Below are 12,405 nucleotides of genomic sequence, written 5' to 3'. Positions count from 1 at the left end.
CGACATGACCGACGAGCGGGAGCAGGACCTCGCGAACCTGCGCGAGATGGTGCGGGACTTCCTGGGCGACCGGTGGAGCGAGCAGCAGATCCGCGACGTGATGGCGGACGGCACCGGCGGCGACGCGGCGGTGTGGGGCCGGTTCGCCGGCGACCTCGGGCTGGCGAGCCTGCCGTTCCCGGAGGAGTACGGCGGGGCGGGTGCCGGCTGGACCGAGGTCGGGATCGTGCTCGAGGAGGCGGGCCGGGCGCTGTTCTGCTCGCCCTACTTCGCCTCCGTCGTCCTGGGCGGCGCGGCGCTGCTGGCATCCGGGGACGAGCGGGCGTGCGCCCGCTACCTGCCGGGGATCGCCGACGGGTCGCGGCGCGCCACGCTGGCCGCCCCGGAGGTCGCCGGCTACCGGCCGGGTGACCAGCCCCGGGTCACGGCGACCCGTATGGACGGTGCCTGGACGCTCGACGGCCACGTCGCGCAGGTCGTCGACGGGGCCACGGCGGAGCTCGTGCTCGTCGTCGCCGAGACGGGCGCCGGCACGGCGCTCTTCGCGGTCACCGGGGAACCGGCCCGGACCCCGTTGACCACCCTGGACCTCACCCGCCCACTCGCCCGTCTCGACTTCCGGGACACGCCCGCCGAGCTCGTCGGCGCCGAGGGGGCCGGGGCGGAGATCCTCGCCCGGGTCCTCGACGTCGCCGCGATCGCCCTGGCCGCCGAGCAGGCCGGCGGGGCGGCCCGCGTGGTCGAGATGGCCGTGGAGTACGCCAAGGTGCGCCGGCAGTTCGGCGCCCTGATCGGCTCCTTCCAGGCCGTGAAGCACAAGTGCGCCGAGATGCTGATGCTGGCCGAGGGCGCCCGCGCCACGGCCCGCACCGCGCTCGACGCTCTCGACCGCGACGATCCCGAGGTGCCGCTGCTCGCCCGGATCACCGGCGTGTACTGCTCCGACGCGTTCGTCCGCTGCGCCACCGAGAACATCCACGTCCACGGCGGCATCGGCTACACGTGGGAGCACCCGGCCCACCTCTGGTTCAAGCGGGCACAGGGCAGCAGGCTCCTGCTCGGGGACCCGGCGTCGCACCTGGAACGGATCGCCGAGCTGACGGAGCCCTCCGGGCTCGACGAGCTCACCACCGAGGCGGCGACCGCCTGATGGCGGCCGCCGATCCGCAGGCCCCGCCGCTGACCGGGATCACGGTCGTCGCGCTCGAACACGAGGTCGCCCTCCCGCTGGCGACCCGGCACCTCGCCGAGCAGGGCGCCCGGGTGATCAAGGTCGAGAGCCCCGGCACCGGGGACCCGGCCCGGTCCCGCGACCGCCGGGCCCGCGGGCTGTCGAGTGCCTTCGTGTGGGCGAACCGGGGCAAGGAGTCCGTCGAGCTCGACCTGGGGGCGGCCGAGGACGTCGCGCTGCTGCGGCGGATGGTCGCGCGGGCGGACGTGTTCGTGCACGACCTGGCCCCCGGAGCCGCCGAGGAGCTGGGGCTCGGCGCCGAGAAGTGCCGGGCGGACGACCCGCGACTGGTCCACTGTGGTCTCTCCGGATTCGGTGAGCGCGGCCCGTACACCGACCGCAGACCGTACGACCTGCTCGTGCAGGCCGAGGCCGGCGTGCTCGACGTGACCGGGACCGACGAGGAGCGGGCGAGGGCCGGGATCCCGGTCGCCGACATCGCCGGGGCCATGTACGTCTACTCCGGAATCCTGACTGCACTCCTGCAGCGCGGGCGGACCGGGACCGGCTCGACGCTCACGGTGAGCCTGTTCGACGCGCTCGTGGAGTGGATGGGCCAGCCGCTCGCGTCCACGCTGGAGGACGGGCTGGGGCCGGCCCGGACGGGGGCCGGGGACGCCGAGGCCTATCCGTACGGCCCGTTCGAGACCGGCGACGGCGAGCACATCTGCGTCGCCGTGCGGGACGAGGCCGAGTGGAAGGCCTTCTGCGCCTTCGTCCTCGACCGGCCCGAGCTCGCCGCCGATCCCCGGTTCGGCAGCGGGACCGAACGCCTGGCGCACCGCGAGGAGCTGGACCGGCTGATCCTCACCTCCTTCAGCCGGCTGTCGGTGGGCGAGGCGGCGGACCGGCTGGACGACGCGGAGATCGGCTTCGCGCGGGTGCGCTCGGCGGGCGAGGTCGCTCACCATCCGCTGCTCACCGTGCGCCGGCGGTGGCGCGAGGTGGGCTCGGCGGCCGGGCCGGTCCCGGTCCTGCCGCCGCCCGTCGACACCGATGCCTACGACTCGGTCGTCGGGGACGTCCCGGCGCTGGGCGACGCCAACGAGCGGCTACGCGCCGAGTTCGGAGACACGGAATGACCGATCAGCTGAGGTTCGACGGACTGGTCGCGGTGGTGACCGGGGGCGGCGGCGGCCTCGGCCGGGCGCACGCGCTGGAGCTCGGCCGCCGCGGCGCGCACGTCGTCGTCAACGACATGGGCGTGGAGCTCGCCGGCGACGGGTCCGACGTCGGGCGCGCGGCGACCGTCGCCAAGGAGATCGAGGCCGCGGGCGGGTCCGCCGCCCCGGACACGAACTCGGTGGCGACGGCGGAGGGCGGCGCGGCGATCGTCGAGACCGCGATCCGGGAGTTCGGCCGGATCGACGTCGTCGTCAACAACGCCGGCATCCTGCGGGACAGGACCTTCGTGAAGACCTCGCCGGACGACGTCGGCCCGGTGCTGGACGTGCATCTCGCGGGCGCCTTCAACGTGACCCGGCCGGCCTGGGCGCACTTCCGCGAGCAGGGCTTCGGCCGGGTGGTCATGACGTCGTCGTCCGCGGGCTTCTTCGGCAACTTCGGCCAGGCCTCCTACGCGTCGGCGAAGCTCGGGCTCGTCGGGCTGATCAAGGTGATGGCGATCGAGGGCGCGAAGTACGACATCAAGGCCAACGCGATCGGGCCCGTGGCGCGGACCCGGATGACCGAGAAGTTCGACAACCCCCTCGCGGACGTGCTGGGCGTGGAGCGGGTGTCGCCGGCGGTCGCCTTCCTGTCCCATCCGAGCTGCGCGCTGTCCGGGGAGGTCCTCAGCGTCGGCGGCGGCCGCGTGGCCCGGGTCTTCGTCGGGGTCACCCGCGGCTACCTGGGCGGGGAGCTCACCGCCGAGGACATCCGCGACAACCTGGAGACGATCTTCGACGACGAGGGCTACCAGGTGCCCGGCGACAGCAAGGCCGAGATGCGGTTGCTGGCCGAGATGCTGGGGCGGTAACGCCGTGACCGAGTCGGTGACCGACACCGCCGACACCGCCGCCGCGGACTATCCGCGCCCGGAACGGCTGACCGGGCGCCGCTGGTCCCAGACGCAGGTCAGCGGCTGGATCGACGTGGCGGCCCGCCGGTGCCCCGACCGGGCCTGCCTGGTCACCCCGGAGCGCTCGCTGACCTTCGCCGAGGTCCTCGGGCACGTGCGGGCCCTCGCCTCCGCGCTGCAGCGGCGCGGCCTGCGCGCCGGGGAGCGGGTCGCGATCCTCGACACGGACTCCCCGGAGTACATCGAGACGATCCTCGCGGTGCTCAAGCTCGGGGCGGTGATCGTCCCGCTCAACTACCGGCTCGCGCCGGGGGAGATCGAGACCCTGCTGCGGGCCGCGGAGGCGACCTGGATCGTCGTCGGCGAGCGGTACGTGCCCGCCGTCCTGGAGATGGCGCCGCGGCTCGACTACCTCCACGGGGTGGTCGGGTTCGACGGTACGCCGGGGACGCTCGCCTACACCGATCTCCTGTCCGAGGGCGCCGGCGGTGAGCTCGTCGAGGCGCGCGTCGAGGAGGAGGACATCCTCGCGCTGGCGTTCACCAGCGGCACGACGGGCCTGCCCAAGGGCGTCATGCAGTCCCAGCGGATGTGGAAGCACATCACGTCGAACTCGATGCTGGAGTACCGGTTCACGTGGGACGAGTTCCGTTACTCGGGCTCCCCGCTGTTCCACGTCGCCGGGATGAACCAGGTGCTCAAGGCGATCTGCCGCGGCTCCACGTCGCTCCTCCTCCGGCAGTGGGACCCGGCCGCCCTGCTGCCGTGGTTCCGCCGCGGGCTCACCGGGGTGTTCCTCGTCCCCACCATGCTGTCCGCGCTCCTCGACCAGCCCGGGGTCTCGAGGGAGGACTTCGCTGCGCTGCGCTCGATGTACTACGGCGCCGCGCCGATGTCGCCCGCCCTGCTGCGCCGCGCGATGGACCTCATGGACGTGGACTTCTTCAACGGCTTCGGCGCGGGGACCGAGGCCGGGATGCAGTCCGTGCTCACCCCGGAGGACCACCGCCGCGCCCTCGCCGGACAGACCCACCTCCTGGGCTCCGTGGGGCGCCCCGGGCACGACATCGACCTGCGGATCGTCGACGACGACGGCAGCGAGCTCCCACCCGGGGAGGTCGGCGAGATCGTCACCCGCTCCGACATGACGATGAGCGGCTACGCCGGTCAGCCGGAGAAGACGGCCGGCACCTTCTCCGACGGCTGGTTCTCCGGGGGCGACCTCGGACACCTCGACGAGGAGGGCTACCTGTACCTCGACGGCCGCAAGAGCGACATGATCATCCGCGGTGGGGAGAACGTGTACCCGCCGGAGATCGAGGAGGTCCTCGGGGTCCATCCCGGTGTCGCCGAGTGCGCGGTGGTGGGCCGGCCCGACGACTACTGGGGCGAGATCGTGGAGGCCCATCTCGTCCCGGCCCCGGGTGCCGTGCTCGACCCGGAGGAGCTCGCGGGGTTCTGCCGGGCCCGGCTGGCCCGCTACAAGGTGCCCGAGCGGTACCGCCTCCACGACGACCCGCTCCCGAAGAACGCGGCGGGCAAGGTGCTGCGCCGCGTCCTGCGCGAGCTCCCGTAACGGGCCTGCCAACGCCCTGTCGACGCCCGGGCCAACGCCCGGGTCAACGCCCCCCATGTTCCTGTCCCACATCCGTCCGTCCCTTCCAGACAGGTGGTCACGCATGCCGAAAGACGTCGATCAGCGCATCCTGCTCGTCCCGCCCTACCGCGGCGCGGGCTACAACTTCGAGCCGGACAAGGAGCCGTACTACCGCAAGGTCCTCGAGCGGATGCGGGAGTCCGGGCAGCTCAACGGGGTCGAGGTCACCATCGACCCGGGCGTGGAGACCAGCCACCGCCCCGCCAGCCGCGACGACGACCTGTTCGACCACATCGGCGTCGCGACGCTGGACCGCGTCAAGGAGATCGCGGCCACCGGCGAGCACGACGCGATCGTCATCCTGGGCGCCATCGACGTCGAGTTCCACGCGATGCGGGCGGTGCTGCCCGTCCCCGTGGTGCACACCGTGCACTCCTCCCTGCACCTGGCGTCGCTGATCTCCGAACGCTTCTCGGTGATCGACGTGAGCGACCCGCAGGCCGCCCGCCTGCGCCGCCTCGCCAAGGGCTACGGATTCGGCGACAAGCTCGCCGCGGTGCGGCCGATCGGGTCGAGCTCGACGGGCGCCAGCCCGCTGCTGCGCCTCGACGACCCCATGGCCGAGCCCGAGGTGCAGGCCATGGTCGACCGCGTCGTCGAGTGCTGCCGCGAGGCGATCGAGACGGACCGCGCGGACTCGATCATCATCACGTTCACCCCGCTCCAGGTGCTCGAGCCGGTCATCCGGCAACGGCTCGACGAGGCGGGCTACGAGGAGATCCCGCTGATCTGGATCCTGTCGGCCAGTGTGGCGATGGCCCGCGCCCTGGCCGACACCGGGCTCATGCCCGCCCGCCGCAGCTACCCGCTCGACACGCTGCGGGCCAAGCCGGCGTGGCGCTGACACCCGGCAGCGCCGAGGGGGACCGGGCAGCCGCCCGGTCCCCCTTGTCGTCCACCGGCTTCCCGGCCGCCGTGCAACGTTCCGGCATCGCCCGGACCGCAGTAACGGTGCGCGTAACAGGCGGCTGGGCAGCCTGTGCCCCACGTCACTGAACGAGACGCAGTACTCGACGAGACCACACCCCCCGAGCGCCGACGCCGAGGTCGGCGCCCGAAGAGAGCGAGCACGCGATGACACAGCCGAAAGGGGCCTTGGCGGACGTGCCCGACACCGACGAGGTCGCGGCGAAGAGCAGCGAGACGAGCTTCGACGACTACGACCGGTACGAGACGGCCACGTTCACCCAGCGGGTGCGCGCCGCCATCCCCAGCTCACTGGCCCGCACGCTCGTCAGCGTCCTGGTCCTGCTGATCCTCTGGGAGATCGTCGCCCGGTTCATCATCGACAACCAGCTGGTGCTGGTCGGTCCCATCGAGGTGTGGGAGTCCCTGTCGAAGAAGTGGGAGGCCGGGACCCTCCAGGTCGACATGGGCGTGAGCGCCCGCGAGTTCCTCCAGGGCTTCGTCGTCGGGGTCGGGGTCGGCATCCCGCTCGGCCTGCTCCTGGGCAGCTCCCGGCGTCTGCGGGAGTACATCGACCCGGTCATCAACGCGGCCTACGCGACGCCGATCATCGCGCTGGCCCCCCTGTTCATCCTCTGGTTCGGCATCGGCGAGCGGAAGACCGTCGTCCTGGTCTTCCTGCTCGTGGTGCTCCCCGTGATCGTCGCCACCGACCTGGGCATCCGTTCGACCGAGCCGGTGCTCATCGAGGCGGGCAAGGCGTTCGGGACCAGCAAGTGGCAGCGCTTCACGATGGTCCAGCTGCCGTGGTCGCTCAGCTTCATCGTCAGCGGCCTGCGCCTCGCGATCGGTCGCGGCCTGATCGGCGTCGTGGCGGGCGAGCTCTTCGGCTCGTCCAAGGGCCTCGGCTACATGATCTACAACGCATCGCAGGTCTTCGACACCGGAGCCGTCCTCGGCGGGGTCGCCATCTTCGCCTTCGTCGGGGTGGTTCTCGTGATGGTCATGGAATGGGTCGAGCGCCGTATCGCCCCCTGGAGGGAAGACCGATGACCCCGAACACCCGCCAGCTCTCGGCCGAGCGGCCCGCTCCGGCCACGCCGTCCGGCACCCCTGTCGAGCCACCCCGGCTGCAGCTCAAGGGCCTGCAGCTGACCTACCGGATGCCCCCGGTCAAGGGCCGGATCCGGACCATCAACGCGGTGCGCAACGTCGATCTCGAGGTCGAGCGCGGGAAGTTCGTCTGCGTCGTCGGCCCCAGCGGCTGCGGCAAGACCTCGCTGCTGCGGGCCATCGCCGGGCTGCTCAAGCCCACCGGCGGCGAGGTCCTCATCGACGGGCACCCGGTGCGGCCGGGATCCAAGGACATGGCGGTCGTCTTCCAGCAGGACTCGCTGATGCCGTGGCGGACGGTGCGCGGCAACGTGCGCTTCGGCCTCGACGTCCGCCGGCAGAAGAAGGCCGCGGTCGCGGACAACGTCCAGCGCTGCATCGACCTGGTGAACCTGCACGGGTCGGAGTCGCTCTACCCGCACCAGCTCTCGGGCGGGATGCGCCAGCGCGTCAACCTCGCGCGGGCGCTGGCCATGGACCCGCAGGTCCTGCTGATGGACGAGCCGTTCGCCGCACTCGACGCGCAGACCCGCGAGGTCATGCAGAGCGAGCTGCTGCAGGTCTGGCAGCGCGACCGCAAGACCGTGTTCTTCGTGACCCACCAGCTCGACGAGGCCGTGTTCCTCGCCGACGAGGTCGTGGTCATGGGGGCCAAGCCCGGTCGCATCCTGCGCCGCATGACCGTCCCGTTCGAGCGGCCCCGGTCGCTCTCGGTGAAGCGCACCCCGGAGTTCCTCGCGATGGTCGAGGAGATCTGGGAGCTCATCGAGGACGGCGTACGCACCGCCGCCGCGGGCGGCGAGGAGTAGGAGCCGGCCGGCGCACCCGCCGGTTCCCGCACGTCACAAGTCGTACGCAGCAGCCCGCACGGCGCCGCGTCGGTCGGGGGTCCTGCAGTCCCGCATCGCTCACGAGGGAGAACAACGATGTTCAAGAGGAAAGCGCTGGCCGCTGCCGCGGCAGCGGTGGCGCTGACGCTGCTGGCCGCCTGTGGAGGCGGCTCCGGCAGCGGGGCCGCCACCGGCTCCGGCACGGGTGCCGCGAGCGGCCCCGACACCGTCCGCCTGGGTGGTGTCGTCAAGGCGAACGCCGGGAACTGGTTCTACTCGGTCGCCATCCGCAAGGGGATCTTCGACAAGTACAACATCAAGCTGGAGCGGGTCCTCGCGCCCACCTCCGCCGCGGCGATCACCGCACTGGTGGCGGGCGACGTCGACCTCACGGGGCCGACCTTCGACGCCGGCATCCAGGCGCAGGCCAACGCACCGGTGATCAAGTGGGTCGGGATGGGGTACTCGAAGTTCCCGTACGACCTCATCGTGCAGCCGAACATCAACTCGGTCGAGGACCTCAAGGGCAAGGTCTGCGGCGGCGGCGTGGTCAAGTCGGCCGACGGCATGGGTGCCCAGGTGCTGATCGCCGCGGCGTCGAACGGCACGATGAAGCTCGACCGCGACTACCAGCTGATCTCCCTGGGTGCGAGCGACCTCGCCACCCAGACGGCGGCGCTCTCGTCGAAGCAGATCCAGTGCATCGCCCAGATCCCCCCGACCCCGAGCATCCTCTCCGCGCAGGGCTACAAGGTCCTGGTGAAGGCCGACAGCGTCGGTGACTACGGCTGGCCGCTGTACGGCCTGATCTCCAGCCCGAAGTTCTACGACCAGCGCCCCGACGTCTCCGCCCGGTTCTTCGCGGCCGTGATGGAGTCCATCGCGTGGATGTACGACCCGGCCAACAAGCAGGAGGCCATCGACATCCTCGCGGCGGAGGCCGAGATCAAGCCGGAGATCGCGGCGTTCTCGTACGACCTGATCACCCTCGGCGGGTTCGCCCCCGACCTGAAGGTGACGGCGAAGGACCTGCTCTCGGTGAAGAACGGCCTCGCCAAGCAGGGCGTCGACCTCGCCGCGATCACCGAGGCCAACGCCAACAGCCTGATCGAGCCGAAGGTCGCCCAGGCGGCGTTCCAGAAGCTCAGCCCGGAGCTGCAGGCGAAGGTCACCCAGCTGTCCGCCCAGAAGCAGGCGGGCTGACGGCAGACCGATGTCCGACCGGCTGTTGTCCCGGCGAGAGCCGGTCAACGTCGAGGACGTCCGGGGCAGGGCCCGACGGGTCCTGCCCCGGATCCTCTTCGACTTCATCGACGGCGGTGCGGGGGACGAGCTGACGCAGTCGGCCAACCGCACCGCCTTCGCCCGTGTCCCGCTGGACGTGCGCAGTGCCGTCGCGGTCGGCACCCCGGACCTGCGGACCACGGTCCTCGGTCAGGAGGTCTCGTTGCCGGTGCTGCTCGCGCCGTGCGGCGGGGTGGCGCTCTACCATCCCGACGCCGGCCGCGGCGTCACCCGCGCGGCCACCGCGGCCGGGACGATCGCCGGGATCAGCACGCTGTCCGGCGAGCTGCTCGAGGACGGGCTGGCGCCGGGCGACACCGGCCGGCACTGGTTCCAGCTCTACAAGCTCGGGGGCGCCCAGGGTGCCCGCGCGCTCGTGGACCGCGCCGCCGCAGCCGGCTACCGGGCGCTCGTCGTCACCGTCGACACCCCGCTGGTCGGGGTGAAGGAGCGGGACGTCCGCAACGGCGGGGTGACCCCGGGCGGCTCCGCGGTCAGCCGCATCGACCTCCCCACGGTGCTGCGCATGGGGCCCAAGGTGGTGGGCAGGCCGGCCTGGCTGCGCCGCTTCGTGCGAGCGGGCATGCCGCTGGGCCAGCCCAACGTCGAGGCGCTCTACCCGGGTGGCGGCCCGGCCGCGGTCGACCGGGGGATGGCCGCGTGGCGCGCCGAGCCCTTCGTGTGGGCGGACCTGGCGTGGCTGCGCGAGCGCTGGCCCGGGCCGATCGTGGTCAAGGGAGTGCTCGGGGCGCGGGACGCGCGGCGCTGCGTGGAGGAGGGGGCCGACGCGGTCCTCGTCTCCAACCACGGCGGCCGCCAGCTCGACGGCGTGCCCGCCACCCTCGACGTGCTGCCCGGGATCGTCGACGAGGTGGGCGGCGAGATCGAGGTCTACCTCGACGGCGGCGTGCGCCGCGGCGCGGACGTCGTGCGTGCGCTGGCCCTCGGTGCCCGCGCGGTGTTCGTCGGCCGGCCCTACCTCTATGGCCTGGCCTGCGAGGGGGAACGCGGGGTGGCCCGGGTGCTGGAGATGTTCCGCGCCGAGCTCACCCACGCGATGATCCTGCTGGGCTGCACGGACGTGCGGGAGCTGGACCGGACCTGGCTGGTCCGGTCCTGAGCCCGGCTACTCGGCCGCTACTCGGCCGCTACTCGTCCAAGGGGATCGGCCGCAGCCCGCCGTCCACGGCGAGCGTGCTCCCGGTGACGGAGCACGCCTCGTCGGAGGCCAGGTAGGCGAAGGCGGCCGCCACGGTCGCGGGATCCACCAACCCCAGCGGCATGTGCCGGTCGTAGACGGCGAGCTTCTCCTCCGGCACCCCCGCGGCGGCGAAGATGCCGGTCCGGGTAGGGCCGGGCCGCACCTCGTTGACGCGGATCCCCTCCGCCCCGTACCCCATCGACAGCGAGCGGGTCAGGTGCGCGACCGCCGCCTTCGCCAGCCCGTAGGCGGGGGCCTTGGGGTTCGGCATGACCGCCGCGGCGGAGCTGGTGTTGAGGATGACCCCGCTGCCCTGCGGGCGCATCCGGTGAAGGGCCGAGCGGCAGCAGTTCCACACGCCGCGGACCAGGACGTCGAGCATCCGGTCCAGGTACACGTCCGCGTCGTCCTCGTGGATCCAGCCGCCGCCCATCACGCCGGCGTTGTTCACCGCGATGTCCACCCGGCCGAACCGGGCGACCGCGGCCTCGTAGGCGGCCTCGACCTGGTCCGGGTCGACGACGTCCGCGGCCACGGCGAGGGTGCGGTCCGGCCGGCCGAGCTCCGCCGCGGCGTCCTCGGGCGCCTTCAGGTCGACCATGACGACGAGCGCGCCCTCCGCCAGGAAGCGGCGGCTCACCTCCAGGCCGATCCCGGAGCCCGCCCCGGTGACGACGGCGACCCTGTCCTGCAACCTCATCCGGACTCCTCGGGGTGGGCGGCACGGATGCCGATCTTCGGGAGCAGCCACGTGACCAGCCGGAACTGCAGGTGCGAGCCCGGCCACTGCGTCACGTTCCGCCCGGTGGCGGAGTAGTAGTAGTTGTGGCAGTGCCGCTGCACCGTCAGGCGCTTGGCGCTGAAGCGGTCGAGCCAGAGGTTGTAGAGCTCGTAGGCCTCGCGGCTGACCTCGAGCGGCCCGGAGCCGCGGGCGAGCCGGCGCACCATCCGCACGACGAGGTCCACGCCCTGCTCGATCTGGAAGATCGCCGAGCCGCCGCCGTTGGTGTTGGGGCCGTAGACGATGAAGAGGTTCGGGAAGTTCGGCACGGCCGCGCCGGCGAACGCCTTCGGCTCGTCGTCCCAGAACGCCTGCAGGTCCATCCCCCGGCGGCCGGTGACGGTGACCGTCGCGAGGTAGCGGTCGGCCTGGAAGCCGGTCCCGAGGATGACGGTGTCGACCTCGTACTTCTCGCCGTTGGCGGCGACCAGGCCGCGGGGCCCGGCGCTCTCCACGGCGTGCGGGACGAGCTCCACGTTGTCCCGGGCGAGCGCGGGGTAGAAGCCCGACGCCTGCACGGTCCGCTTGCACCCGAACGGATAGTCCGGGGTGACGGCGGCCCGCAGCACCGGATCGGGGACGGCCTCGGCGATGTAGGTCTCGGCGATCGCGCGCAGCTCCGCGTTGAGCTTCGTGTCCTCGCGCCACACGCCCGCGACGAGCCTGCCCGCGGCGCGGTAGCGGCGGAAGCGCTCGATCCTGCGGGCGACCCGTGAGCGGCGGAACCGGCCGCGCTCCGCGTCGGTGTAGTCGCGGTCGGCCTTGGGCAGGACCCAGCCGGGCTCGCGCTGGAACAGGTAGAGCTGCTCGACCTGCGGCGCGATCGCCGGGACCGCCTGTGCCGCAGTCGATCCCGTGCCGACGAACGCGACCCGGCGGCCCGTCAGGTCGAGGTCGTGGTCCCAGCGCGACGTGTGGAAGACCGCGCCCGAGAACGACTCCAGGCCGGGCCACTCCGGGTAGCGGGGATTGTTGAGGAACCCCAGGCAGGACACGACGACGTCGAAGTCGCGGGTCGTGCCGTCGGCGAGCGTCACCGTCCACCGGGAGGTCTCGTCGGACCAGGCCGCCGACTCCACCCGGGAGCGGAGCCGGATCTTCGGGAGCAGCCCGAAGGTCTCCGCGGTGTGCTGCAGGTAGGCCTGGATCTCCGGCTGCGCCGCGTGGGTGCGCGACCAGTCCCAGTCCACGAAGGAGTACGAGTAGAAGTGCGAGTGGATGTCCACCTCGCAGCCGGGATAGGTGTTGTCCCACCAGGTCCCGCCGATGCCGTCCGACTGCTCGTAGATCACGAGATCGTCGAACCCGGCCCGGACGAGCTTGGCGCCGGGCGCGATCCCGGCGGCGCCCGCCCCGATGATCGCGGCCGACGGCCCGCTCAC

The 12,405-nt window shown here is 72.4% G+C and carries 11 protein-coding genes; 9 read left to right on the top strand and 2 right to left on the bottom strand.

Annotated features, from left to right (window positions below; translation table 11 throughout):
* Positions 1-4 precede the first annotated feature (4 nt).
* The 9 genes from ABD324_RS16350 to ABD324_RS16310 all read left to right on the top strand — a co-directional run bounded on the left by ABD324_RS16350 (position 5) and on the right by ABD324_RS16310 (position 10,161).
* Entirely contained in the window at positions 5-1,150 is a 1,146-nt protein-coding gene (locus ABD324_RS16350) for an acyl-CoA dehydrogenase family protein (RefSeq protein ID WP_344417468.1), read from the top strand.
* The gene (locus ABD324_RS16345; protein WP_344417466.1) at positions 1,150-2,313 is read left to right on the top strand and encodes a CaiB/BaiF CoA transferase family protein; all 1,164 of its coding nucleotides are present in this window, start codon (positions 1,150-1,152) and stop codon (positions 2,311-2,313) included. The genes ABD324_RS16350 and ABD324_RS16345 overlap by 1 nt, the downstream gene beginning before the upstream one ends.
* Complete coding sequence (locus ABD324_RS16340; RefSeq protein WP_344417464.1) at positions 2,310-3,209, top strand: SDR family NAD(P)-dependent oxidoreductase; 900 nt, start codon at positions 2,310-2,312, stop codon at positions 3,207-3,209. Before ABD324_RS16345 ends, ABD324_RS16340 begins: the two co-directional genes overlap by 4 nt.
* Positions 3,210-3,213: 4 nt before the next feature.
* Positions 3,214-4,827 (top strand): class I adenylate-forming enzyme family protein, encoded by a 1,614-nt coding sequence (locus ABD324_RS16335; RefSeq protein WP_344417462.1) that lies wholly within the window; start codon positions 3,214-3,216, stop codon positions 4,825-4,827.
* A 103-nt stretch (positions 4,828-4,930) separates the two neighbouring features.
* Positions 4,931-5,752 carry an aspartate/glutamate racemase family protein gene (locus ABD324_RS16330; RefSeq protein WP_344417460.1) on the top strand — a complete coding sequence of 274 codons (822 nt, stop codon included), beginning with the start codon at positions 4,931-4,933 and terminating at the stop codon, positions 5,750-5,752.
* 230 nt (positions 5,753-5,982) lie between these two features.
* Positions 5,983-6,867: an ABC transporter permease gene (locus ABD324_RS16325; protein ID WP_344417458.1), complete on the top strand. Its 885-nt coding sequence runs from the start codon at positions 5,983-5,985 to the stop codon at positions 6,865-6,867.
* A complete protein-coding gene (locus tag ABD324_RS16320) occupies positions 6,864-7,736 on the top strand; it encodes an ABC transporter ATP-binding protein (RefSeq protein WP_344417456.1) in 873 nt (290 codons plus the stop codon). Before ABD324_RS16325 ends, ABD324_RS16320 begins: the two co-directional genes overlap by 4 nt.
* Before the next feature lie 117 nt (positions 7,737-7,853).
* A complete protein-coding gene (locus ABD324_RS16315) occupies positions 7,854-8,960 on the top strand; it encodes an ABC transporter substrate-binding protein (protein WP_344417454.1) in 1,107 nt (368 codons plus the stop codon).
* A gap of 10 nt (positions 8,961-8,970) precedes the next feature.
* Entirely contained in the window at positions 8,971-10,161 is a 1,191-nt protein-coding gene (locus ABD324_RS16310) for an alpha-hydroxy acid oxidase (RefSeq protein WP_344417452.1), read from the top strand.
* A gap of 28 nt (positions 10,162-10,189) precedes the next feature.
* On the opposite strand, the gene ABD324_RS16305 is transcribed toward ABD324_RS16310, so the two are convergent.
* Positions 10,190-10,942 carry an SDR family NAD(P)-dependent oxidoreductase gene (locus ABD324_RS16305; protein WP_344417450.1) on the bottom strand — a complete coding sequence of 251 codons (753 nt, stop codon included), beginning with the start codon at positions 10,940-10,942 and terminating at the stop codon, positions 10,190-10,192.
* Positions 10,939-12,405, bottom strand: a complete 1,467-nt coding sequence (locus tag ABD324_RS16300; RefSeq protein ID WP_344417448.1) for a flavin-containing monooxygenase — start codon at positions 12,403-12,405, stop codon at positions 10,939-10,941. Before ABD324_RS16300 ends, ABD324_RS16305 begins: the two co-directional genes overlap by 4 nt.

This window comes from Pseudonocardia ailaonensis, from assembly GCF_039531635.1.
Lineage (GTDB): Bacteria > Actinomycetota > Actinomycetes > Mycobacteriales > Pseudonocardiaceae > Pseudonocardia > Pseudonocardia ailaonensis.
Note: the sequence above shows the minus strand (reverse complement) of the source record. Positions and strands in the feature narration are given on the sequence as shown.

Bases quoted from the DNA above. Each gene is read 5' to 3' on its own strand.
- ABD324_RS16345 (WP_344417466.1), top strand. From the start codon at position 1,150: ATGGCGGCCGCCGATCCGCAGGCCCCGCCGCTGACCGGGATCACGGTC.
- ABD324_RS16350 (WP_344417468.1), top strand. From the start codon at position 5: ATGACCGACGAGCGGGAGCAGGACCTCGCGAACCTGCGCGAGATGGTG.
- ABD324_RS16305 (WP_344417450.1), bottom strand. From the start codon at position 10,942: ATGAGGTTGCAGGACAGGGTCGCCGTCGTCACCGGGGCGGGCTCCGGG.
- ABD324_RS16315 (WP_344417454.1), top strand. From the start codon at position 7,854: ATGTTCAAGAGGAAAGCGCTGGCCGCTGCCGCGGCAGCGGTGGCGCTG.
- ABD324_RS16320 (WP_344417456.1), top strand. From the start codon at position 6,864: ATGACCCCGAACACCCGCCAGCTCTCGGCCGAGCGGCCCGCTCCGGCC.
- ABD324_RS16325 (WP_344417458.1), top strand. From the start codon at position 5,983: ATGACACAGCCGAAAGGGGCCTTGGCGGACGTGCCCGACACCGACGAG.
- ABD324_RS16330 (WP_344417460.1), top strand. From the start codon at position 4,931: ATGCCGAAAGACGTCGATCAGCGCATCCTGCTCGTCCCGCCCTACCGC.
- ABD324_RS16310 (WP_344417452.1), top strand. From the start codon at position 8,971: ATGTCCGACCGGCTGTTGTCCCGGCGAGAGCCGGTCAACGTCGAGGAC.
- ABD324_RS16340 (WP_344417464.1), top strand. From the start codon at position 2,310: ATGACCGATCAGCTGAGGTTCGACGGACTGGTCGCGGTGGTGACCGGG.